Source organism: Streptomyces sp. NPDC036815, from assembly GCF_055609205.1.
In genome coordinates this window covers 309,435-332,327 of record NZ_JBVJPW010000006.1, presented here as the reverse complement: position 1 = coordinate 332,327, position 22,893 = coordinate 309,435, and the positions used below count along the sequence as shown (strand labels likewise).

At 69.3% G+C, this 22,893-nt stretch carries 22 protein-coding genes, 1 tRNA gene and 2 pseudogenes; 10 read left to right on the top strand and 15 right to left on the bottom strand.

Features of this window, described 5'->3' with window-relative positions; translation table 11 throughout:
- Positions 1–2: 2 nt before the first annotated feature.
- The gene (locus ACZ69I_RS16200; RefSeq protein WP_470832759.1) at positions 3–533 is read right to left on the bottom strand and encodes a DUF309 domain-containing protein; all 531 of its coding nucleotides are present in this window, start codon (positions 531–533) and stop codon (positions 3–5) included.
- Between the two features lie 107 nt (positions 534–640).
- On the opposite strand from ACZ69I_RS16200, the gene ACZ69I_RS16195 reads away from it, so the two are divergent.
- A tRNA-Pro gene (locus ACZ69I_RS16195) sits at positions 641–714 on the top strand.
- A 99-nt stretch (positions 715–813) separates the two neighbouring features.
- On the opposite strand, the gene ACZ69I_RS16190 is transcribed toward ACZ69I_RS16195, so the two are convergent.
- The 6 genes and pseudogenes from ACZ69I_RS16190 to ACZ69I_RS16165 all read right to left on the bottom strand — a co-directional run bounded on the left by ACZ69I_RS16190 (position 814) and on the right by ACZ69I_RS16165 (position 4,036).
- The gene (locus ACZ69I_RS16190) at positions 814–1,296 is read right to left on the bottom strand and encodes a tyrosine-type recombinase/integrase (protein WP_470832758.1); all 483 of its coding nucleotides are present in this window, start codon (positions 1,294–1,296) and stop codon (positions 814–816) included.
- Between the two features lie 117 nt (positions 1,297–1,413).
- Entirely contained in the window at positions 1,414–1,632 is a 219-nt protein-coding gene (locus ACZ69I_RS16185; RefSeq protein WP_470832757.1) for a hypothetical protein, read from the bottom strand.
- A 454-nt stretch (positions 1,633–2,086) separates the two neighbouring features.
- The gene (locus ACZ69I_RS16180) at positions 2,087–2,245 is read right to left on the bottom strand and encodes a hypothetical protein (RefSeq protein ID WP_470832755.1); all 159 of its coding nucleotides are present in this window, start codon (positions 2,243–2,245) and stop codon (positions 2,087–2,089) included.
- A 21-nt stretch (positions 2,246–2,266) separates the two neighbouring features.
- Positions 2,267–2,543: pseudogene (locus ACZ69I_RS16175) on the bottom strand (transposase); the annotation flags it as partial.
- A gap of 41 nt (positions 2,544–2,584) precedes the next feature.
- Positions 2,585–2,746, bottom strand: coding sequence for a hypothetical protein (locus ACZ69I_RS16170; protein WP_470832754.1), 162 nt, complete (start codon positions 2,744–2,746; stop codon positions 2,585–2,587).
- Between the two features lie 852 nt (positions 2,747–3,598).
- Positions 3,599–4,036: a hypothetical protein gene (locus tag ACZ69I_RS16165; protein ID WP_470832752.1), complete on the bottom strand. Its 438-nt coding sequence runs from the start codon at positions 4,034–4,036 to the stop codon at positions 3,599–3,601.
- 373 nt (positions 4,037–4,409) lie between these two features.
- On the opposite strand from ACZ69I_RS16165, the gene ACZ69I_RS16160 reads away from it, so the two are divergent.
- On the top strand, positions 4,410–8,132 hold the full coding sequence (locus ACZ69I_RS16160; RefSeq protein WP_470832751.1) for an nSTAND1 domain-containing NTPase: 3,723 nt from the start codon (positions 4,410–4,412) through the stop codon (positions 8,130–8,132).
- A gap of 9 nt (positions 8,133–8,141) precedes the next feature.
- On the opposite strand, the gene ACZ69I_RS16155 is transcribed toward ACZ69I_RS16160, so the two are convergent.
- The 4 genes from ACZ69I_RS16155 to ACZ69I_RS16140 all read right to left on the bottom strand — a co-directional run bounded on the left by ACZ69I_RS16155 (position 8,142) and on the right by ACZ69I_RS16140 (position 9,800).
- Positions 8,142–8,288, bottom strand: a complete 147-nt coding sequence (locus tag ACZ69I_RS16155) for a hypothetical protein (protein ID WP_470832749.1) — start codon at positions 8,286–8,288, stop codon at positions 8,142–8,144.
- Positions 8,289–8,382: 94 nt separating this feature from the next.
- Positions 8,383–8,601 (bottom strand): hypothetical protein, encoded by a 219-nt coding sequence (locus ACZ69I_RS16150; RefSeq protein ID WP_470832748.1) that lies wholly within the window; start codon positions 8,599–8,601, stop codon positions 8,383–8,385.
- Positions 8,602–8,662: 61 nt separating this feature from the next.
- Positions 8,663–9,229: a GNAT family N-acetyltransferase gene (locus tag ACZ69I_RS16145; protein ID WP_470832746.1), complete on the bottom strand. Its 567-nt coding sequence runs from the start codon at positions 9,227–9,229 to the stop codon at positions 8,663–8,665.
- Between the two features lie 55 nt (positions 9,230–9,284).
- On the bottom strand, positions 9,285–9,800 hold the full coding sequence (locus ACZ69I_RS16140; protein ID WP_470832744.1) for a putative immunity protein: 516 nt from the start codon (positions 9,798–9,800) through the stop codon (positions 9,285–9,287).
- A 51-nt stretch (positions 9,801–9,851) separates the two neighbouring features.
- On the opposite strand from ACZ69I_RS16140, the pseudogene ACZ69I_RS16135 reads away from it, so the two are divergent.
- Both ACZ69I_RS16135 and ACZ69I_RS16130 read left to right on the top strand, forming a co-directional pair.
- A pseudogene (locus ACZ69I_RS16135) lies at positions 9,852–10,051 on the top strand (IS982 family transposase); the annotation flags it as partial.
- Positions 10,033–10,644 (top strand): hypothetical protein, encoded by a 612-nt coding sequence (locus tag ACZ69I_RS16130; protein WP_470832826.1) that lies wholly within the window; start codon positions 10,033–10,035, stop codon positions 10,642–10,644. The pseudogene ACZ69I_RS16135 and the gene ACZ69I_RS16130, both read left to right, overlap by 19 nt.
- Before the next feature lie 269 nt (positions 10,645–10,913).
- Here the strand turns inward: ACZ69I_RS16130 and ACZ69I_RS16125 are convergent, their stop codons facing one another.
- On the bottom strand, positions 10,914–11,573 hold the full coding sequence (locus ACZ69I_RS16125; protein WP_470832743.1) for a CoA transferase subunit B: 660 nt from the start codon (positions 11,571–11,573) through the stop codon (positions 10,914–10,916).
- A 1-nt stretch (position 11,574) separates the two neighbouring features.
- Entirely contained in the window at positions 11,575–12,366 is a 792-nt protein-coding gene (locus ACZ69I_RS16120) for a CoA transferase subunit A (RefSeq protein ID WP_470832742.1), read from the bottom strand.
- A 401-nt stretch (positions 12,367–12,767) separates the two neighbouring features.
- Here ACZ69I_RS16120 and ACZ69I_RS16115 point away from each other — a divergent pair, with 401 nt between their 5' ends.
- The 5 genes from ACZ69I_RS16115 to ACZ69I_RS16095 all read left to right on the top strand — a co-directional run bounded on the left by ACZ69I_RS16115 (position 12,768) and on the right by ACZ69I_RS16095 (position 20,026).
- Entirely contained in the window at positions 12,768–14,204 is a 1,437-nt protein-coding gene (locus ACZ69I_RS16115) for a 3-hydroxybutyrate oligomer hydrolase family protein (RefSeq protein WP_470832740.1), read from the top strand.
- A gap of 111 nt (positions 14,205–14,315) precedes the next feature.
- Positions 14,316–15,128, top strand: coding sequence for a 3-hydroxybutyrate dehydrogenase (locus ACZ69I_RS16110; RefSeq protein WP_470832739.1), 813 nt, complete (start codon positions 14,316–14,318; stop codon positions 15,126–15,128).
- 68 nt (positions 15,129–15,196) lie between these two features.
- Positions 15,197–16,597 (top strand): MFS transporter, encoded by a 1,401-nt coding sequence (locus ACZ69I_RS16105; RefSeq protein ID WP_470832737.1) that lies wholly within the window; start codon positions 15,197–15,199, stop codon positions 16,595–16,597.
- 38 nt (positions 16,598–16,635) lie between these two features.
- Positions 16,636–18,603, top strand: a complete 1,968-nt coding sequence (locus ACZ69I_RS16100; protein ID WP_470832735.1) for a helix-turn-helix domain-containing protein — start codon at positions 16,636–16,638, stop codon at positions 18,601–18,603.
- Between the two features lie 193 nt (positions 18,604–18,796).
- Positions 18,797–20,026 carry an extracellular catalytic domain type 1 short-chain-length polyhydroxyalkanoate depolymerase gene (locus ACZ69I_RS16095; RefSeq protein WP_470832733.1) on the top strand — a complete coding sequence of 410 codons (1,230 nt, stop codon included), beginning with the start codon at positions 18,797–18,799 and terminating at the stop codon, positions 20,024–20,026.
- Between the two features lie 50 nt (positions 20,027–20,076).
- Here the strand turns inward: ACZ69I_RS16095 and ACZ69I_RS16090 are convergent, their stop codons facing one another.
- Complete coding sequence (locus tag ACZ69I_RS16090) at positions 20,077–20,556, bottom strand: hypothetical protein (protein ID WP_470832732.1); 480 nt, start codon at positions 20,554–20,556, stop codon at positions 20,077–20,079.
- A gap of 243 nt (positions 20,557–20,799) precedes the next feature.
- Between ACZ69I_RS16090 and ACZ69I_RS16085 the strand changes: the two genes are divergently transcribed.
- The gene (locus ACZ69I_RS16085; RefSeq protein WP_470832730.1) at positions 20,800–21,189 is read left to right on the top strand and encodes a hypothetical protein; all 390 of its coding nucleotides are present in this window, start codon (positions 20,800–20,802) and stop codon (positions 21,187–21,189) included.
- Between the two features lie 73 nt (positions 21,190–21,262).
- Here the strand turns inward: ACZ69I_RS16085 and ACZ69I_RS16080 are convergent, their stop codons facing one another.
- Entirely contained in the window at positions 21,263–22,861 is a 1,599-nt protein-coding gene (locus ACZ69I_RS16080; RefSeq protein WP_467674997.1) for an APC family permease, read from the bottom strand.
- Between the last annotated feature and the right edge of the window lie 32 nt (positions 22,862–22,893).

Sequence of the window (22,893 nt, the reverse complement as noted above, 5' to 3'; positions counted from 1 at the left end):
CGCTACCCCGCCGACCCCCCACGCAGCCGCGGCGCGTGAGCCGCCGCGTCCACCGCGGTCCCCTCACGCTCCAGGAGCCCCGCCAACGTCTCCGCCCAGTCACCCAGTTCGGCGACGTCCATCCCGTACGGCCGCTCCTGCCCGGACTCCGCACTCCACGCGGCCACCGCCCCGGCCCCGCGGAGCAGCAGCCGCGCCCCGCCCGTGGTGTTGCCGCGGGCGGAGTGCGTGAGGCCGACGGCGAGCTGCGCCAGCCCCTTCCACAGGCCGCGCTCCGTCTCGGGCCCGGACTTCCAGGCGTCCTCGAAGACCTCGTGCGCGTGGAAGGGCCGCCCCGCGTCCAGCAGCGCCTGCGCCTCGGCGACGGACTCCTCGGGCGCGCGGACGACGCCCTCCGGCTGCCGGGGCACGCCGTCGGCGCCATAGGGCAGCGGCCTGCCGAGCCCGTCGCGGGGCCGCTGGTTACGGGCCCGCCCCTCCTCGTCCCGGTCGCGCTCACGGCCACGGTCGTACGGTCCAGGTGCAGTGCTCATACGCCGATTGTCGCGCGTGGCTGACGACGGTCACCGGAGAACGGAGCACCCTTCGCCGTGGGGTAGAGTTCTACCTGTGATCACGCGGGACACCGCGCCGGACACATCGGGACGTGGCGCAGCTTGGTAGCGCACTTGACTGGGGGTCAAGGGGTCGCAGGTTCAAATCCTGTCGTCCCGACTCGTAAGAGTCGCAGGTCAGGGCCGGTTTTGGAGGAATCCGAAACCGGCCCTTGATCATTTTTGGGGACCAGATGGGGACCGGCGTGCTTGACCGGGTTCAGCGGGTCATGACGATCGGGCTTGGCAGCGAGCGTGGTGCGCGCAGCGCGCTGAGGTGCCCGGCGATCTTGCGTAGGACGTGTACCTGGACTCCGGCGTCGGCGAACCAGGTCAGTCCGGTGTGCCGGAGGTCGTGGCGGCATAGGTGTTCGTAGCCGAGCTTGGTGACCACGGCGTCCCAGTGTGTGGCGTCGCGCAGGACGGCGGTGGAGATGCGTCCGCCGCGCGGGCCGGTGAACCGGCGGGCGTCGGGGTTGGGGCCGGCGGACAGGATGCGCTGGGCGATGAGGGGGCGGATCTCCTCGATTATGGGAACTTTGCGGGCCCGCTTGCCCTTGGTGCCCTTGTCGGTCAGCCCGCCGGGCGCGGGTGTGGTCTGACGCCGCACGGTCCAGATCCACTGGGTGGTGTTGATGTCCCCGACCCGGCAGCCTGAGACCTCGCCGATCCGTGCGGCAGTGCATGCGGCGAAGAGGACCACATCTCCCCAACCGCGGTACTGGTCGTGGGAGGCGGCAACGAGCGCGTCGGCCAGCGCAACGAGGGTCTCCCAGTCGGGCAGGGCCAGCGCCCGTGGGTCGAGGAGTTCGTCCTCCGCCTACTTGTAGAGCTTGTGCCAGCCGGTCACCCGGGCGGGGTTGACCTTGATGATGCCGTCCCGGACCGCCTGTTCCATGACACGGACCAGGACGGCGATCGTGTTCTTCACCGTGGAGCGGCTGTGCTCGTCGGCGATCCAGTTCTGCACGATGCGATCGACGATACCGTTGGTGATCATCCGCACCGGGACGTGACCCAGGGCGGGGACAACACGCATCCGCCACCCCGACGGTAGGGGTCGAGCGTTTTCAACTCCAGTCCGCGCATGGCGAGGTCCATGTTCGCTTCGCCGTATTCGGCGAGCTTCATGGTGGCCAGCGACGGGGTCAGGCCAGCCTGTGCGGCTTCGACGATGGCCCGGAGCCACTATTGCCTCGTCTTCGCTGTCCTTGCCCTCGGACAGCGACTGGCGGCGTTTGCTTGATCTCGGGCCCTGCGAAGTTGTCCAGGCTCCGCAGGGTGGCTTTGCTGACGGGTCCAACATTGGCCGGGGGAGCCGGGCAGGACGCCCTTCTGGCCGGGCCGACCTCAACGGCACACGGTTCAGATGCGATGTCAGAGGACACCGATCGACAACCGGTGGCAGGACTCGCTGATAAAGCCACGAGGTCGTTTAGCACGCATTGACCGCCGGGGCTTGTCACTTGTTCGACGTGATACTCAAGGACGGGTCACCGCTCCTCGAGGAGGGACTGGTCGACCCCGACGGCCTTCGCGAAAGACTGCGGCAGCTCGACTCGGGTCCGTACCGGGAAGATGGCGACGTCGAGCTCATCGAAGTCGTCGACCTCCACCTGGCCGCCGCCGCGTTCCTGTGGACCAGTTCTCACCCAACCCCTTTACAGGTCATCTCATTTGGCGAGTCTGCGGTGGCAGATCAGGGTGCAGGCACGCTGGTGAAAGTGAGGAAGTGGTCGGCTTGCGTTCGTAGCGTCGGCGGAGGCGGCGGCAGTCGACGAGCCAGGCCATGGTGCGTTCGATGGTCCAGCGGTGGCGGCCCAGCCGTTACGAGGACTCGACCCCCTTGCGGGCGATGCGGTGGGTGATGCAGCGCTCGCGTAAGCATCGCCGCAGGTGGGCGTAGTCGTGGCCCTTGTCGGCGTGGAGTCTGCCGGGCTGGCGCCTGGGTGTAGGCGAAGAGGAGGCCGGGCGGCTGCCCGCCCGAAACGTCACCCACCCTTCAGCACCTTGGTGGCAGCCGCATCCTCTCGCTGGCGCAGGGAGCGCCAGTCGACCGCCGACTGTGGGTGGGCGTCGAGCCAGCGCTGTTCCAGCGCGGCGAGCCTGGCGTAGGCGCGCTCCAGGTAGCCGGTGGCGTGCTTGCAGGCCACGTCGGCACGGGCTGCGGGTTGCTCGGTGAGGGGAGCGTCCGGGTGTAGCGCCTGTGCGAGCCGCTGGGGGTCTTTCGCGGTGGTAAATCCTGCCTGCCGCATGCAAGAACGCCAGCGTGCCGTCGCTCCGCGAAACGCGGAATCCCTTTTGAGCGCGCGTAGTGCGTCCCGCTCTCCCTGGTCGAGCCGCAGCTGCACAATGAGAGCGCGTCGCGGCCCACCCGCGCCCAGGAGTCGTCGCTCGGCGTCAGCCACGCAGCCTATGGCGGGCCGACTCACGCTGATCTCCTTGTTGCGGGCGGAGATCCTTTGTTGCGGATCCCCGTAGAGTGCTCGACCGAATGCCTTCCCACGGGGTCGTTCTGCGGGCAGCCTGCCAGGCCGGTCGGCGGAGTTTGGCGGACTGAGGGTCTCGATGCCGAACTGCGCCGGGCCTGAGCCGACGTCCACCGAGGCTGAGGGATCGACGGGAGGCGTCTCGTAGTGGAAGCCGTGCTTGGTCATGCAGCGGCTAACCAGGCGTTGTTGGGCCTCGTGCACACGGCGTGAGGTAGCGGTCGGCGCGTGCAGCAGAGAGTAGAGAGGGAGCCGGGAATGAAGTACCACAGGCGCAGGGCCGGACTGCTGTGCGGAATGTCGGACAGGCGGCGGCCTGCTGTCGTGCAGCGCCCAGACAATGGTACCGGTGAGGGCGAGGAGGGCGAGCGCCAGAGCGGTGACACCCACCCCGCGGCCCACTTTCAGCGGGGACATGGCAGATCATCTCTCGTGGTCCGAGGTCGGGGGGCGATGGTGCCGGGGGGCAGCGATGTGTAACACGCCGCCGCCCCCCGGCATCTGCGGGGCGTTCGCTCAGTAGCAGTCGTAGCTGGTTGTGCTTCGCACCCGGAGCGAGCTGGCCCTGTCCTGCAGACGCTCGTTGACGGTGTTGACCTCGTGGCCGGGGTTGACGCAGAGCAGGTACCCGCCCCAGTCGCTGCCGACCCCGTCGTAGTAATGACTCTCGTACCCGCTGTTGCTCGAGTTGCTGAAGGACCATGAGTTGTTGTGCACGGTCGCGCCACCACCCGGAAGGTTGGTGAGCTGGTTGAAGGTGTCGTTACTGAAGTCAGTGTCGCTGTTGAAGTACGAGTGGCGGGCCGAGGTGGTAAGGCCCTTGTAGAACACGCAGTGGTAGCCGGACGCGCAGTTGGTGTCGGCCGAGGCCGGGGATGTTCCGACCAGCAGTCCGGCTGAGGCTGCCATCGTGGTCAGAGCGGCGATTGCCGCCCATCGTTTGCCTGTACGCATGCGTCTCCTCGTTTCCAATCAGGGATCCCGTAAGGCTTAGGGGCTCTGTCGGGTGACAGACGCCGGTGCCGTTGCGCGACGCCGTCTCCGGTCTCTTCCTTGAGGCCCGCGAGTACTCACCTGCTTTCGACGGCGCCGTGCTTGCCGTGCCCTCGGTCTGGCCGGTGTGCCTGGCCGGGCACTTCCCGAGCAGTCGTGCGTCCCGGGAGTGGAGCGCCTGGGGCGGTCCGGCATTGATTTCACTCACCGCGGCGTTTTTCATCACCCAGGTCAGCGCAGGTAAACAATCCAGTCCCGGAGAGATGAGGGCCGCCGGGCATGGCCGACCGGCAACTTGTCCGCCCTCCTACCGAGCCCGTAGCGTGACGTTGCAGTGATCATCCGGAGCTCGGGGGAATTCAGGGTGGGGCGCAGGGAGAAGCCGGTCGATCCGGCGGCGGGGCCCGTGGCGCGGTTCGCGGTCGAGTTGCGCAAACTGCGCGACGAGGCCGGCGGCGTTGCCTATCGGTCGCTGGCCGAGCGCACCGGTTACTCGATCACCGCACTGTCTCAGGCTGCTGCGGGGGACAAGCTCCCCTCTCTGGCACTGACGCTCGCCTACGTCAGAGCCTGCGGAGGTGACGAACAGGGCTGGGAGCGGCGCTGGCATGAGGCTGCTCGTGAGGAGAGCGAGACGGCGGCCGCCGGCGAGGACCCCACTGAGGCGCCCTACCGGGGCCTGGCCCGCTTCGAGCCCGGCGACGCGCATCTGTTCTTCGGCCGGGACCACTTGACCGACCATCTGACGCAGTTGGCCCAACAGCACGCCGTCACCGTGGTCTTCGGCCCGTCCGGCAGCGGCAAGTCCTCCCTCCTGCGGGCCGGGCTCATCCCCCGTATGCGCCACATCAAGGACACCGGGTTACGCCCGGCGGCGATCCGCATCCTCACCCCCGGCGCCCACCCCCTGCGCACCCACGCCAACGCCCTGACTCCTGCAGCGGCAAAGGGGGACACGTGGCTGGTCGTTGACCAGTTCGAGGAGGCATTCACCCTCTGCCACGACCCCACCGAACGAGACGAGTTCATTACCCGTCTGCTGGCCGCCCGCCGCCCTGGGAGCCGGGTGCGTGTGCTGCTGGGCGTACGCGCCGACTTCTACACCCGCTGCCTCGAACACCCCGAACTCGCCGTGACCATCGGAGAGTCGAGCCTGCCCGTCGGTCCGATGACCCGGGGCGAGCTGCGCGAGGCCATCGTCAAACCCGCCGCCGCGGCTGGACTGACCGTGGAACGCACACTGGCCGCACACCTCATCGACCAGGCCGCCACCGAACCCGGCAGCCTCCCGCTGCTCTCCCACGCTCTGCTGGAAACCTGGCGCCACCGACGCGGCCGCACCCTCACCCACGAGGCCTACGAGACCGCCGGAGGCCTGCACGGAGCCATCGTCCGCACAGCCGAGGACGTCCACACCCGACTCTCCGAGGCTCAAGCCGGCACAGCCCGAAGCATCCTGCTGCGCCTTATCACTCCGGGCGAGGGCACACCGGACACCCGCCGCCCCATCAACGTGAGGGAACTGGAGGACAGCCCGTGCGCCGATACGAACACCGTGCTCGACCTGCTGGCCCGCGCCCGCTTGATCGTCCTTCAGGACGCCACCGTCGATCTCGCCCACGAGGCGCTGATCACCGCCTGGCCCCGGCTGGGCGCCTGGATCGAAGAGGACCGCGAACGCCTGCGCACCCACCGGCGCCTGACGGAGGCCGCCACAGCGTGGGCCGAACTCGACCGGGATCCAGGAGCACTGTTTCGGGGCACCCGCCTGGCGAGCACCGAAGAACACTTCCCGCACGCCCATGACCATCCCGAGCTCACCGAACTGGAACGCGCCTTTCTCGGCGCCAGCGCCACCGCACGCGACCAAGAGCAGCAAGCAGCTGTCCGCACCACCCGCCGCCTGCGCCGGTTCTCCATCGCCGTGTCCGTGCTGCTCGCCCTGGCCCTGACCGGCGGCCTGCTTGCCTGGCAGCAAAGCCACGCCAGCGGCCAGCAGCGTGCACGAGCGGTGGCCGCGCAGCAAACCGCCATCTCCCGCCAACTCGCCGCACAATCCTCCGCGCTGCTGGCCAACGACCCTGACCTGGCCGCGCTGCTGGCCGTTCGCGCCTACCGCACCGCCCCGACTGACGAGGCAACCACCAGCCTGTACGCCGCCGCAGACCTTGCCCGCCAGTACCAGTTGCCCGCCCGCGCTACACCCGCGAGCATGGCGGCGTTCAGTCCGGACGGGCGTACTTTGGCCACTGTTGACAAGAAGGCGGTGCGGCTGTGGGACGCGGTAACGGGCAAACCCCGCCGCACACTTGCCAATTCCGCCTCCACCCATGCACTCGTGTTCAGTCCGGACGGGCGAACCATGGCCACCGCTGACGAAAGAGCAGTGGTGCGGCTGTGGGACACCGCGACGGGCGAGGTGCGCCGCACTCTTCCCCGACACGGTGGCTCCGTGTACGCGATGGTCTTCAGCCCGAGTGAGCACACCCTCGCCGTTGGCGGCCGGGGAGGACAGGTGCGGCTGTGGGACACGACTGCAGGCACCCTTCGCCGCACTTTCAGCGACCGCACAAAGACTCTGCTCGCGGTGGCGTTCAGCCCCAATGGGCGCACTCTGACCACTGTCGGCTCCAACGATGACGACGGTGTATACATCGGCGATGAAGCGGTGGTCCGGCGGTGGAACATGGCTGGCGAGAAGACGGACAGCGTCACCTTGGCCCGTTTTGAGGGCTATACCGCTGTGGAGTTCAGTAAGGACGGGCGCACGCTGGTCCTTGTCGGTGGCGACGAGGTGAAGCTTTGGGACAGCGCGACTGGCACAACTCGTAGCGTCTTCACCGGCCGCGACGAGAATGCGGTAGAGGTGGTCCTCAGCTCCGACGGGAACACATTGGCCACCGTCGACCAGAAGGAAGTGCGGCTGTGGGATGTAGCCAGCGGGGCCCCTCTGCGCACCTTGGGCATCCCCGACACGCTTACGGCAGCGTTCAGCCCGGGCGGGACTACCCTGACGGCTGTCGCGGACACAGGGGCCGTGCGGACGTGGGACATCGCGGCGGGTGAACCTCGCCGTATTCTTGCAGGCCACACAGGGGAAGTGTCTGCGGTGGCCTTCAGCCCCGACGGAAACACTCTGGCTACCGTGGACGACGATGCGGTACGGCTGTGGGACGCAGTCCGCGGCCAACTCCGGCGCACCCTGCGCACTCCCGGCGATCACACGCTTGGAGATGCGGTGGCGTTCAGCCCGGACGGAGACACACTGGCCGTCAGCGAGGGCGACACTGTGCGTTTGTGGGATGCCACGAGCGGCATGGCCCGGCGCGCCCTTACCGGCCACACTGGAGTTGTGGACGCGGTGGTGTTCAGCCCCAAGGGGAACATTCTGGCTACCGTGGACAGGAACGTGGCGCGGTTGTGGGACGTGACCAACGGGACGCTCCGGCGCACGTTGCGCTTTCCCAACGATGGCATGGTCACGATGATGTTCAACCCAGGCGCGGATACTCTGACGGCCGCCGCCGACACAGGGACCCTGCGGGCGTGGGACACCACCACAGGTAAAGCCCGTCGCACCAGCTACATCGGACCCGTGGCCGGAATGGCGCTCAGCCCGGACAGCCACACCCTGGCTACCAGAGGCAGCGCCAACAACGACACCAAGACAGTTCGGCTCTGGGAAGCCCCCAGTGGAAAGCTCCGACGCACCCTGACTGACCTCATGAACCCTGTTCAAGCAATGGCACTCAGCAGCGACGGACGCACCCTGGCCACCGGTGATGACGCAGGAATACTGCGACTGTGGGACACCGCGACGGGCAAGACCCGGCGTACCCTGACCAACCGCACCGGACCCCTGAACGCGGTGGCACTCAGCCCGGACGGCCATACCCAGGCCACCGGCGGTCGCGGGGCGGCACAACTGTGGGAAGGCGAACTGCCTACCCCTGCCCAGGCCATCCGCAAAATCTGCCGGACCGTACACAGGAGCTTCACCCCGCAGGAACGCTCGCTGCATCCAGACCTACCGGCCCGCCCTCTGTGTCTGCCATGACCTCCGAACTCACCGCGCTGTCGTCAGCTCTACCTGGCCCCGGCCGAACCTGACGTGCCGCAAGAACGCGTCCGCCTCCGGTACGACGGCCAGGTCCTCGTCCAGCACGGTCCAGTAGCGGATGCCGGATGGGAGTTGAACAGGGAAGGCCCGCAAGGGTCTCCTCCATCTCTATGTGCAACGTATCGCAACGATCACGACAGCCCCAGAGATGTTAGAGAAAACCCCAGGTCACACGGCTAATGCAGCGTCATGCCACAGACTTGGAAGCCCGGGAGAACGACGACCGGAGCACGGCCTCGCGCGGGTCGGCGGTGACGCGGTCGTGGACGATGTCGGCGTACGACTGCGGGCCGAAGCCGCGGACCACCAACATGACCTGGCGCAACGGCACGGCACTCTCATAGCTGTGCACGATCTGACGGGCCCGGCCCACCACGGCCGGCCGCCGGATCCGCTCCCGGGCCATACCGGTACTTGTACCCTTCTACGCCTCCCGGATGGGAGTGTGTGCCGCCACGTGCGTGCGGTCATCGCAGGCCGTCCTGGCCGGGCAGCGGGAGCAGCATGGCGTGGAACAGCGGTGCGTCGGGGATGTGGGGGCGGAGGTCTCCGAGGGTCTGCCATCCCCAGCTCTCGTATAGCGCGTGGACCTCGGGGTGGGTCTGGTCGACCAGGAGCGTGGCCCGTTCCTCGGTGCGCGTGTCGAGCAGTGTGTCGTGCAGGCGGCGGGCGGTGCCGGTCTTGCGCCAGGGTTCGCGGACCATCAGCTCGGAGAGCGCGTAGGTACGGGTGCCGGTCTCGGCGACGACGTCGTCGGGCACCTCGGTGAGCAGTCCGCGCCACCATCGGGCGTCCTTGGGCAGGGGTGCTCCGTAGGCGTAGCCGACTGCCTGGCCGTCGCTGGTGTAGCCGATGACGCAGCTCCAGCCGGGCCGCTGCGACCAGCCGTCGAGGCCTTGGGCGAAGCGGTCGACGGAGGCGAACGGATCGTCCTCGGCGGCCTTCGCGTAGACCTCGGCGTACACCTGCAAGAGCAGCGGGCGCAGTTCGGCGGCGTCACGGTGGTCGTAGTGCCGTATGTCGATCTCGGTCACGGGTGTCCTAGATGATCGATTCCAAGGGGTCGGTGCCGATGTGCTGTCCCGCCCGTCAGCAGTCGAAGACGGACCAGCAGATCTCGTTTCGCAACCGTTGATCGTCCAGGACGAGCTCGCGGATTGCTTCCGGGAGCTGTTCGTGCTGCCACTGGCGCTCGAGTCTGCCGGCGCTCTGCGTCTCCAGTCCGGGGGCCGCCGCGCGCACGGCCTTGATCGCATAGGCCGCAGCACCAAGCTCGTGTGCGGCGACATGCGCCACTACCGCCGCCTGTCCGGCGGCGAATGCGGCGTGCCGCGCGGCCCCGGTCAGCTCTCGTGCCGCAGCCATGGCATGGCCACCGGCCGCTCGGGACTGAGACATCCTGATCTCACCGCGCGCCCATGCCCTAATCTGCTCGAGCGCCTCGCGGGGCCGCCGGTCCGAGGGCTGCACCGACTCAAAGAGGTGCAGAACGTGCTCTGCGCACGCGGCAGCCCACAAGGCCAGGAGTTGATGATCGGAGTCCGTGAGCGTCCCCCCGCGGCGGATGGTGATGAATCGGGGGTCTCGATCTTTGGGGAGGATCATGATGTTCCCGGGATTGGCTGCGCGTGCAGGGCGGGCGCCCAACGTCGGTGTGTGAAGACAGAGTTGGACACCCTCGCAACCGCACTCTATGTGCAGACCGACGATCTGCTGAAGGCATCCCCCCATCTCGCGCCCTGGCGTCCGGCCATCGGAATCCCCCCCAGCTGACCGATGCCGAGCTGGTTACGCTGGCGAGGATGCAGGCCCTGCTCGGCTTCACCTCCGAGGCGAAGTGGCTCCGCCGCGCCCGCGTCCAGTCGCGTATCTCCTCGACGCGGGCTCGCAGTTCAGCGAGCGGGTGGGAGGTGTCCAGGACGTCCATGCGGCCGCCGTCGCCGAGTGCGAACACCGTGCCCGGTTCGATCGTGAGCGGCTTGGGCCTGCCAGACACCCGGTCGACCTCGGGACGCGCGCTGGCGAGCCCGATGATCGGTGCGTCGGTCGTCGAAGAGGCGCGGGCAGAGTCGGTGTCGGTCTCGGCAAGCTCATCGAGGGCCTGCATGACCTTGGCCAGGGTGGATTGGCCGAAGTGCTCGCCGTTCGCGATGGTGTTGCTGATGTGGACGAGCGGGATGAAGTCCAGCCGCAGATCGAGTCGGTCAAGGCCCACCCCGTCCGCGCGGGTGCGGAACTGTGCCTTGTCCAGGGGCAGGGCATCGAGTTTCTGGCCGTGACGAAGATCAGAGATCACCCACTCCGCGTCGGTCAGATAGCAGGTCGTCGCGGACGGCCGGTCAGGCGCCCACGGATAGGCGCGCTGGAGGCGGCCGAGGGCGTCGTAGCTGTCTCCGATGTGAGGGACGGGGGCGGCAGCCCGGACCTCCGACGAGCTGATGCCGCCTGACCCTTCGGCCGCGGGTCGGATGGGGCCGAGTTCGTAGGTGATCCGCCTGAGCCGGGCTGTGCAGGTAGTTCCTGTGGTCCTCACTCCTGGGATCAAGGGGTCGCAGGTTCAAATCCTGTCGTCCCGACTGGAGACAGTCGCAGATCGAAGGGCCCGTATCAGAGAGATCTGATACGGCCCTTCGGCCGTCTTCGGGGCCGGCCGGGGCGTCCTCGGCACGGTCCGCGCCCGCGAGCGGTCCGCCTCCTGCCGGTGCCCGGTGCCCGGTGTCAGGCGGCGGTCGGCGCCATGAGCCGAGCGGGCACGATCAGCTCGGCCGCCGTCGCTGCCGCTACGTCCTGGACCGTCACACCGGGGGCGAGCTCCGCCAGCTCGAAGCCCTGGGGCGTGACGTCGAGGACGGCGATGTCGGTGATGACGCGCTGGACCACACCGCGGCCGGTGAGCGGCAGGGTGCACTCCTCGACCAGCTTGGGGCTGCCGTCCTTGGCCGTGTGCTCCATGAGGACCACGACCCGCCGTGCTCCGTGCACCAGGTCCATCGCGCCGCCCATGCCCTTGACCATCTTGCCCGGGATCATCCAGTTGGCGAGGTCGCCGGTGGCGGAGACCTGCATGGCGCCGAGGACGGCGGCGTCGATGTGACCGCCGCGGATCATGCCGAAGGACAGCGCGGAGTCGAAGAACGAGGCGCCCGGCAGCGTGGTCACTGTTTCCTTGCCCGCGTTGATCAGGTCGCCGTCGATCTCGTCCTCGGTCGGGTACGGCCCGACGCCGAGGATGCCGTTCTCCGACTGGAGGACCACTTCCACCCCGGGTGGCAGGTGGCTGGGAATGAGGGTGGGCAGGCCGATGCCGAGATTGACGTACGAGCCATCGGTCAGTTCACGGGCGGCGCGGGCGGCCATCTGCTCACGGGTGAGCGCCATGTCAGGCACCGGCTTCCTGCTGGGTACGGGCGGTACGGACGGTACGGCGTTCGATGCGCCGATGGCCTGCGGGATCATCGGGGTGGACGCGCACCACCCGCTGGACGAACACGCCGGGCAGGTGGACCTCGTCCGGGTCCAGTTCGCCGGGCTCGACCAAGTGCTCGACCTCGGCGATCGTGACCTTGCCGGCCATCGCCACCAGCGGGTTGAAGTTGCGGGCGGAGGAGCGGAAGACCAGGTTGCCGTGGCGGTCACCGAGGGTGGCGCGCACCAGTGCGTAGTCGGTGGTGATGCTCTCTTCCAACAGGTACTCGACGCCGCCGAAGACACGGCTCTCCTTCGGAGGGGACGCCACGGTGACGGCGCCGTCCGGCCCGTGGCGCCAGGGCAGCCCGCCCTGGGCGATCTGGGTACCGGCGCCGGCCGGGGTGTAGAAGGCGGGGATGCCCGCGCCACCGGCCCGCAACCGCTCGGCGAGGGTCCCCTGGGGCAGCAGCTCCACCTCCAGCTCCCCGTTGAGGTACTGCCGGGCGAATTCCTTGTTCTCTCCCACGTACGAGCTGGTCATCCGGTCGATGCGGCCCGCCCGCAGGAGCAGACCGAGACCCCAGTCGTCCACGCCGCAGTTGTTGGAGACGATCCGCAGTCCGGAGGCGCCCTCGCGCAGCACCGCGTCGATCAACGCGCTCGGTATGCCGCACAGACCGAATCCCCCGACGGCGAGTGATGCCCCATCAGGGATGCCCCTCACCGCTCGGGCGACGTCCGCGACCGTCTTGTCCAGCCCCATGCGACCTCTCTCCGTCATTGCTGCTGCTCGACCGATTCGGCGCTGAGCCTAGGAGCCGCGAACCGCCTCCCACCATGGTTCTGGCTCACCCATCGAGAGGCCCTCATATGGCGGTCGTACGCAGCCACCCCGGGAGCCGCTCAAGCGTGACGGCCGCACGGTCGCCGGTGCTGCCTGTACGTGGAGCACATGAACAGTGCGTGTGCATGTGTGAGAAGACCATGCCGGGTCGAGGTGCGGGCGCCGGTCCAGCGAGCGGCCCCGGCGGGTGGCGGCCCCCGTCGCGGCATGGCGGTGAGCACCTTCCCGCGGGCCGTCATCGTGGCGGCCCTTGCCATACCCGTCCCATGACCCGGCCGCCTAGCCTCCGTCCGTCGCTCGTACGCAATCGGAGGTACTCCATGGCCCCGCCCCGCACCACGAGCGCGCGACCACGTCCGCGCGCCGCGCTCGCTGCCGTGTTCCTGGCCTCGCTGTCCTTCACGCCGACGTCGACGGCGACGGCCACCGGCGCAGGCCCGGCACGGGACCAGCACTGCGTCGGCATGGCGCGGCTCACCGTCCCCGGTGCCACCCGTCAGCAGACGGACTGCCTGGGGGAGTTGACCACCGCGGGAACGGTGGGATCGGGGCACACCGACCCGGCCGACTGGTCGGGACTGACGCCGAAGGGCCTCGCGACCCCGAGCGGCGTGCCGGGCATCCAGCTCGACGGCTACTTCCCCGACACCTCCACCACCAACACCAACCACGGCTGGCACCACGACGCGCAGTTCGTCATCCGCCTTCCCGACCACTGGAACGGTGCTCTGGTCGTGGCGGGCACCCCCGGCAACCGTGAGCAGTACGCCAACGACCGGGCCATCGCCGACTGGGTCCTGTCCCGCGGCTACGCCTACGCCGCCACTGACAAGGGCAATACCGGCACCGCCTTCCACCGCGACGGCGACCGACCGGGCGAGGCCATCGCCGAGTGGAACACGCGCCTGACCCAGCTCACCCGCGCGGCCCGCTCCGTGGTCGCCCAGCGCTACCACCGCCCGCCGGACCGGACCCTGGCCACCGGCATGTCCAACGCGGGCTACCTGGTGCGCTGGCAGCTGGAGAACCATCCCGAGCTGTACGACGGCGGGGTGGACTGGGAGGGCACGCTCTGGCGCGCCGACGGTCCGAACCTGTTCACGTTCCTGCCGCCCGCACTGCGCCACTACCCCGCGTACGAGGCCGGCGGCCCGGGTGCCGAGGCGGCCCGGCGGGCGATGCACGCCGCCGGGTACCCGGCCGGGTCGGAGTTCCTGTGGCCGTACCACCACGAGGTGTACTGGGACCTCACCCAGCGGATCCACCGCGAGGAGATCGACCCGGGCTTCGACGGCCCGACGGAAGCGGGCACCCCGTACTGTGCTCCCGGAAGCCCGGCCTGCGACGCGGACTACGACTACGCCGCACGTCCGGCCGAAGTGCGCCGCGCCGTTCAGCGGATCGCCCTGACCGGCCGCATCGGCAAACCCCTGATCACCGTCCACGGCACCCTGGACGTACTGCTTCCCATCAGCCAGGACTCCGACGTCTACGCCCGCATGGTGCGCCGGGCCGGCCGCGGCGGGCTGCACCGCTACTACCGCATCGAGGACGGCACCCATACCGACTCCCTGGTGGACACCTTCCCCGGTCGGTTGCGGCCGCTCGTCCCCTGTCACCGCTCGGCGTTCACCGCCCTTGAGGGGTGGCTGGACCACTCCCACCTGCCGCCGGCCGGACGCACGGTACCCCGCCCGTCCGCGGCCGACCCGGCCGCACTGCTGACCAGCTGTCCCCTCGGCCGCACCGACCGGTAGGGAAAGCCCTCGCTTCAGGTGGGGCATAGAAGAATCCGCCACCCCTGGGTGGGTCATTGTGGTGTTCGTTGCCATAGGAGAGCCGCCGAGGTGTCTCTACTGTTTCCCGCCATGACCAGGGAATTTGCATCCTCGCACCCGTCGGGGCCGACCGCCTCGACCAGGTCGGCCGCGGTCGGCGTGGACCTGTCCGGCCGTGCCGCACTGGTGACCGGCGGCGGCAGCGGTATCGGCATGGCCTGCGCCGCCGCCCTCGCCGTCGCCGGCGCGGAGGTCCATGTGGTCGACGTCGACGCCGAGAAGGCCAAGACGGTCGCCGAGGCCATCGGGGGAGTGGCCCACACCGCTGATCTGGCCGACCCGCACGTGATCGACACGCTTCCCGCGCGCATCGACGTCCTCATCAACAACGCCGGGCTGCAGCACGTCGCCCCGCTCCACGAGTTCCCGCCGGAGCGCTTCGCGCTCATCCAGCAGGTGATGGTCACCGCCCCGTTCTTGCTGATCCGTCGCGGGCTGCCGCACATGTACGCCGCCGGATGGGGCCGCGTGATCAACATTTCCAGTGTCCACGGACTGCGCGCCAGCGCGTTCAAAAGCGCCTACGTCACGGCCAAGCACGCCCTGGAGGGCCTGAGCAAGGTCACCGCGGTCGAGGGCGCCCCGCACGGGGTGACCAGCAACTGTGTGAACCCCGGCTATGTCCGCACCCCGTTGGTCGAGGGCCAGATCCAGGACCAGGCGGCGGCCCACGGCATCAGCGCCGGCGACGTCCTCTCCGATGTCCTGCTCTCCCGCGCCCCGGTCAAACGGCTCCTGGAGGCCGAAGAGGTGGCCGCCGCCGCCCTGTGGCTGTGCGGGCCGCACACGAGCTACATCACCGGAGCCTCGCTGCCCCTCGACGGCGGCTGGGGAGCGAGCTGATTCCGCTCGCTCTCCGCTTCCCCGTCCCCGCCCCTCCTCCCGCCCCTTTCCCGTACACGAGGTGACACATGTCCGACGCCCCGGCCACCGGCCCCACCGCGCCAGGCCGCTCTCCCGGCATCGCCCGGATCGTCAGCGCGAGCCTGATCGGCACCACCATCGAGTGGTACGACTTCTTCCTCTACGGCTCCGCCGCCGCGCTGGTGTTCAACACCCTCTTCTTCCCCACCGCCGACCCGCTCGTCGGCACCATGATCGCCTTCATCACGTACGCGATCGGGTTCGCCGCCAGGCCGCTCGGCGGCGTGGTCTTCGGGCACTTCGGCGACAAGATCGGCCGCAAGAAGCTGCTCGTGATCAGCCTGCTCATGATGGGCGGAGCCACCTTCGCCATGGGCCTGCTGCCCACGTACGACACCATCGGCGTCGGCGCCCCGATCCTGCTCACCGTGCTGCGCCTGATCCAGGGCTTCGCCCTGGGCGGTGAGTGGGGCGGCGCGGTCCTCCTCGTCTCCGAGCACGGCGGCGACAAGAGCCGCGGTTTCTGGGCCTCGTGGCCGCAGGCCGGGGCCCCGGGCGGCAACCTCCTGGCAACCGGCGTCCTCGCCCTGCTCGCCGCCGTCCAGTCGGAGGAGGCCTTCAACGCGTGGGGCTGGCGCCTTCCCTTCCTGCTCTCCGGTGTCCTGGTCCTGATCGGCCTGTGGATCCGCACATCCGTCTCGGAGTCCCCCGTCTTCCTCGCCGCCCAGGCGAAGGCCCAGGCCGACGCCGCCCGCGGCATCAAGGAGAAGCCCCCGGTGGTGGAGGTGTTCCGCCGCAGCCGGCGCGAGGTCCTGACCGCGATCGGGACCCGGTTCGGCGAGAACATCTCGTACTACGTCCTCACCGCCTTCCTGCTCGTCTACGTCACCAACCACCTGGACCTGCCCAAGGGCACCGCGCTCAACGCCGTCCTGATCGGCTCGGCCGTCCACTTCGTCACCATCCCCCTGTGGGGCGCGCTCTCCGACCGGATCGGCCGCAGGCCGGTCACCCTCATCGGCTCGGTCGGCATGGCCCTGTGGGCCTTCGCCTTCTTCGCGCTGCTCGACTCCAAGTCGTTCACCGTGATCACTTTCGCGGTGACCGTCGGCCTGCTGCTGCACGGCGCCATGTACGGCCCCCAAGCCGCCTTCATCTCCGAGATGTTCGACACCAAGGTCCGCTACTCCGGCGCCTCCATGGGCTCCCAGCTCGCCTCCATCGTGGCCGGCGCACTGGCCCCGATCATCGCGGTCGAACTCCTCAAGGAGTACGACTCCGCCACGCCCGTCGCCCTCTACCTCTGCCTGGCCGCGGTCGTCACCACCATCACCGTCGCCCTCGCCAGGGAAACACGCGGCCGGGACCTCACCGTCGTCACGACATCCGACGCCACGGACGCGACACCACGGCCGGCGCCCGAACCCGCAGGCGCGGACAGGGTCTGACACGTATCCGGCGCCGCCCGGACAGGAGGAGTGCCCTCATGACCACCGTGCACGACCGCACGTACCGCGCAGCGGCTCACAGTGCGATGGCGGCCCTCAGACAACTGCTGACCCTGCTGGCCTCCGGAGCTCCCGCCGACCGGTTCACCCGTCCCTCGGGCGACGCCATCCCGCAGCTCCCGCCCGAGGAGCGCTCCCTCCTGGACGACGCCACCAAGATCGCGCTGGACATCCGCCGTGCCCTCGACCAGCACCGCAGACGCGAGGCCGAGCTGTCCGCACTCTTCGACACCGCCGGCGACCTCGCGGCCCTGCGCGACCTGGACGCGGTCCTGCGCGCCATCGTCCACCGGGCCAGAACCCTCCTCGGCACCGACGCCGCGTACCTCTCCCTCAACGACCCCGTCGCCAAAGACACCTACATGCGTGTCACCGACGGCTCGGTATCGGCCCGCTTCCAGCAACTGCGCCTGGGCATGGGCGAGGGGCTCGGCGGACTGGTCGCCCAGACCGCCCGCCCCTACACCAGCGCCGACTACCGGACCGACCCCCGCTTCAAGCACACCCGGGTCATCGACGAAGCGGTCCTGGAAGAAGGGCTGCGCGGCATCCTCGGGGTGCCGTTGCGCGTCGGAAAGCGCGTCATCGGCGTGCTCTTCGCCGCCGACCGCATCCCCCGTGACTTCCCGCCGGAGGCCATCGCGCTGCTCGCCTCGCTCGCCGACCACGCCGCCGTCGCCATCGACAGCGCACGCATGCTGGAGGAAACCCGCTCCGCCCTGGTCGACCTGAACACGGCGAACGAGACAGCCCGAGCCCACAGCACCGCGTTGCGCCGTGCCGCCGACGCCCACGACCGGCTCACCGACCTGGTCCTGCGCGGCGCGACCGTCGACGACCTGGTCCGCGAGATCGCCGCGCTGCTCGGAGGCGGCCTCGCCCTCCACGACCCCGACGGCACCGAGATGGCCCGCGCCGGCACCGAACCCCTCACCCCTTCGTCCCAGGGCATCACGGCCTCCCGCACCGGCGGCCGCGCCGTCCCGGTGGACGGCACCTGGGTATGCGCCGTCCTGGCCGGATCGGAACTCCTCGGCAGCGTCGTCCTGACCGGACGCGCGGACCTGGCCGACCCCGACCGGCGGCTGTTCGAACGCGCCGCCCTGGTCGCCGCCCTCCTCCTGCTGCTGCGACGCACCGTCGCGGAGGCCGAGGACCGTGTCCGCGGAGAGCTCCTCGACGACCTGCTCACCCGCCACCGGCCCGGCGGACGCCACGACAGCGGAAGCCTGACCCTGCGCGCCCGCAGACTCGGCGTCAACCTCTCCCAGCCCCACGCCGTCCTCACTCTGGACACCGACAACGAACCGCGCTCGCACCTGTTCGCGGAAGCCGTACGCGGTGCCCGCTCGCTGGGTGGGCTCGCGGGAATCCACCACGGCCACATCGTCCTGCTCGTACCGTCATCCGACGCCGGGACACTCGCCGCCGAACTGGCCGGAGACCTGGGGAAGGCGGCCGGTGCCCCCGTCACCGTGGGTTCCGCGGGGCCTGCCACCGGTCCCGAACAGCTGCCGGGCACGTACGCGGAAGCCGCCCGCTGTCTGACCGCTCTGCACGCCCTGGGCCGCACCGGAGACGGCAGCGACATCGCGGGGCTGGGTTTCCTGGGCGTCCTGCTCGGCGATCGATCGGACCTCGACGGCTTCGTCCAGCGCTACCTCGGCCCCGTCCTCGCGTACGACCGACAGCGGGGTACCGAGCTGGCCAGGACGCTCGACGCCTACTACACACATGGCGCGATCCTGTCCAAGGCGAAGGACGCCCTGCACGTGCACGTCAACACCGTCGTGCAGCGACTGGACCGGGTCGCCCAACTCCTCGGGCCCGACTGGAACACCCCCACCAGAGCCCTGGAACTCCAACTGGCCCTGAGACTGCACCGCCTGGGCGGCCACGAGGCCCGGCCCGCAAGCCCGGCGCCGCCCACCGACACCGCGCCCTGAGTACGCCGGCGCCACAAGGCAGGGCCAGTGAGACGTCGTCCCGGGGCGAAGTCCACCCATGGGGCCGGGCACCACCGGCGTGATCGACATTGTGGTGGCCCCAGCCAAGGCGCAGACGGCGGGCAGGCCCCTAGCCTCCACACAACCCGTGAGGGCCGTCATCACAGAGCCGAACGTGGAGAGGTCTCCCCCCATGCCACAACGCCCCCGTCCCCTGCCCGCGGCAGGCCGCCCACCAGCCGAAACGCTTGCCGCCGCACTGGCCGTCCTGCTGCTCGCCGTACTGTCCGTCGTGTGGCTCCCGAGCCCGGCCCGCGCGGCGGCCACCCCGCAGGAAGTGACGGGCTTCGGATCCAACCCGGGCAACCTGCGCATGTTCCGTTACGTGCCCCCGGGGCTGCCCGAAGGGCGTCCCGTCGTGGTCGCCCTGCACGGCTGCACGCAGAACGCCTCGACCTACGGGGCCTACACCGGCTGGCTGGAGCTGGCCGACACGTACCGGTTCTCCGTGGTCCTGCCACAGCAGCAAGCGTCGAACAACGCGAACTCCTGCTTCAACTGGTTCGAACCCGGTGACGTCCGGCGCGGCTCCGGAGAAGCACTGTCGATCAAACAGATGGTCGACCGCACGAAGCAGGACATCGGCTCGACGAGCGCCTATGTGAGCGGCCTCTCCGGGGGCGGGGCGATGGCCTCCGTCATGCTGGCGGCCTACCCCGACGTGTTCTCCGGCGGGGGAGTGATCGCCGGGCTGCCCTACGACTGCGCCAACTCGGTTGCCTCGGCCTACAGTTGCATGAGTCCTGGCGTCAGCAAGTCCCCCAAGGAGTGGGGGGACAAGGTCAGGGCCGCCTTCCCGTCGTACTCCGGGCCGCGTCCGAAGGTCTCGATCTGGCAGGGCACCTCGGACACGACCGTGAAGCCGATGAACGCCACCGAAATCATGGAGCAGTTCACCAACGCGAACGGCACCGATCAGACACCGGACACCACCGACACGGTCGGCAGCTACCCCCACCGGGTCTACGGCGGCACCGTGGAGACCTACGACATCACCGGCATGGGGCACGGGCAGCCCGTCGACCCGGGGACCGGTACGGCTCGGTGCGGCACCACCGGTGCCTACATCCTGGACGTGAACATCTGCTCCGCGTACCACCTCGTTCGCTTCTGGGACATCGACGACCGCACCTCGCCCACACCGGCCCCGAGTGACACGAGTACGCCGACGCCGGTGCCGACCAGCACCCACCCGCCGTACTCCGACACCGCCGACGGCACAGCGACCGACCACTACGTGGCGCGGCGCATCACCGTGAACGAATACAACAAGCTCGGCGCGGCCCGCGGCTACAACGCCTCCTTCACCCTCTACGCGTGCGAGGCGGGGTGGACCGACAAGCCCGACTGCTCCCCCATCTGACCTGCGGTGACAGGCGCGGTCGGCTGAGCCGACGAGGGCACCCAAGTCGCCTAGCTCTTACGGGACTCCACAAGTCCGGTAACCGGATTCGCTACGACGCCGAGCAAGGTCGCGGCTCCCGCGGGGAGCCACGGATCAGTGGCGTGCAGCCCGGGAGTGAATTCGAGGACGAAGAGGGCGGCGAGGAAGGTCGTCAGGCACGAGGTGATCGCCTCCACCACCTGCCCGGTCCGTTGCGAGGGCTGGTTGAGCCGCAGCAGAAGACGCACCGGGGTGGTGAACAGGCCGGCGAGCAGCCCGCAAGGGAGGCAGAGCAAGGCCGCCCAGAACAGTGCGCTCAGGCTGTCGAACTCGATCATGTCGCTGAACGCGGCCGTGATGATCAGGACCACGAGCAGGAGGACGAGCATGACGACAGCTGCGACACCGAGCCCGAGGCTGGTGATTCCGGCTGCGGCCAGGATCTTTCCCTTGGCGCCGAGGGAACTCCACGTCGGCTCTTCGGCATTTCGCTGGTGCTGCTTGCTCATCGCTCACTTCCTTGCTGCCACGTCCGCGACTCGACGCGGCCAACCAGATATTGCGAGCAGCTACGGCTTGTCCTGTACGCCGTCCTTGAGGCGACAGTCACGCAGTTCCTCTCCCTGGCCCGCAGCCTTATAGCGTGATCGTGAGCCGGGCTTGAACAGTCCGCTGACCAGGTGCGACGCGGGCGCCGTCCGTGAGGGATCACTGCCGAGCACGTCACAGGAGCATACGAAAGGACTGCCTCGATGTCGCAAGAGACTCCGAAGGCGAGCGAACTGCTGGAGAAGCATGAGGTCGATCTGCTGCGTCGCGCACTGTTGGAATGGGGCGGGCCAGCACACTGCAGCGATCAGCTCGCCGTCGGCATGGGGTTCACCGACGCGCAGGATCTGCTCGACCAGGCCCTCGGACTGCGGAACGCACTCGGCGAGGACGCCCCGCTCACACCGGCGGACTGGGCCCGGACACTCCTGGCCACAGAGATCGTCTTCGTGAGTGACCTCGCGGGGACGGGCGTCGAATGGCCGACGACCACCGGGCGTGATGACGAGGCGACGATTACCTTGCTGCGGGTGATCCAGAGGAAGCTGGCCAGGACCGTCAGCCCGTACTACGGAAAGCGTCCGAGCGTGTAGCTCGGGAGGCGGCGGGACCGCCACCACTCAACCGTCGAGCGCACCCACGCATGCATCCGGCTTCGCTCCTCGCTCAGTGGGCCGGGTTCGTGCGGAGGTGGGCGGTGCCCGAGCGTACCGCCCAGCCGAAGACCGCGAAGGCGACGGCGCCCACCACGATCGAGTCGTACGGCGCGGGCAGACGTCCGGAACCGCCGAACGTGCCGAGCCACGACAGCACGGCAAGAGCCGCCAGATGGAACACGATCCAGGCGCCCCGGCGCAGTTCCTCGGACGGGGGGCCGCCTGCCGTCCTGCGGCGTTGCAGCAGGAAGAGCGGGACACCGGCGAGGACCAGGGGGAGGGCGAGCCGCAGGTCGTCCCAGCCCGACCAGTAGATGAACTCGGTCGCCACGGCGAAGCTCAGCGGTGCGATCCAGCGCACCCCCGGCATGTGGCCGTCCGCCAACGGCACGCCACGTTCGCGGTCGTGCGCCCGGAAGGATGCCACGGCCACCGCCGAGGCGGCGTAGATGATCAGGTACATGTCTCCCATCACGCTCACGATGTCCTGCCAGCCGCCGAACGGGAGCATGAACACGATGATGACCGCGAGGTTGAGGACCAGAGCGCGGCGTGCGATGCCGGAGCGGGGGTCGATGCGCATGAAGAAGCGGGGCAGCAGGCCGTTCTTCGAGAGGGCGTAGGTGTGGCGGGCGTCGATCGCGACGCCCACGTAGGCGGAGCCGCCCGGGGAGACCACCGCGTCGGCGTAGAGCAGCGTGGCGAGCCAGTGCAGGTTGAGGACGAGAGCGAGCTGGCCGAACGGGGACTCGAAGTTGACCCCCTGCCAGCCGTGCGCGAGCAGGGAGTCGGGCACCGTGTAGAGGAAGGCGAGTTGGAGCCCGAGGTAGACGAGCACCGCGAGGCCGATTCCGGCGAGGACGGCGGCGGGTACGGTACGGCGCGGATTGCGGGCTTCTCCGGAGAAGTCCAGCGGGGCCTGGAACCCGTTCACGGAGTAGACGATGCCGCCGCCGGCGAGTGCGGTGAGGCAGGCCGCGTACCCGTACGGGGCGAACCCTCCGTGGTCCGTGAGGCGGCCCGAGTGGGTGCCGGAGAGGAACAGGGCCACCACCGTGAGCACCGGGACGACGACCTTGAACACCGACACCAGGTTGTTGACGCGGGCGAACATCCGCACCGCGAACCAGTTCAGCGCGGTGAGCAGCACGCTCAGTGCGGCGGCGACGCCCAGCCCCGAGGCGGTGAGGCTGTCGCCGTGGTAGAGCCCGGGCACGTAGTGGGCGGCGTACTGCATGATCGCGCTGATCTCGGCCGCGGTGCCGCCCACGGAGAGCATAACGGACCAGCCGACGACCGTGCCGACGAGCCGGCCGTTCGCGTACAGGGGCCAGCGGACGGTGCCGCCGCCTTCCGGCCTGGTGGCGCCGAGTTCGACCATGACCAGGGCCACAAGGGCGCAGAGCAGGCCGGCCGCGACCCAGGACAGCAGCGCGGCGGGCCCCGCGGTCTGGGCGGCGTACATGGCGGCGAACAGCCAGCCCGAGCCGAGGATGTTGGAGAAGCCGATCGCGGTCAGACCCCAGAACCCGAGGTCCTTGCGCAGTCGGCTCTCCTCGGCGCGGACGTCCGGGGCACCGGCAGTCTCCGCCGGCTGTTGCTGCGCCACGTGGCAAACCTCCTCGACGATCACGGACCCAC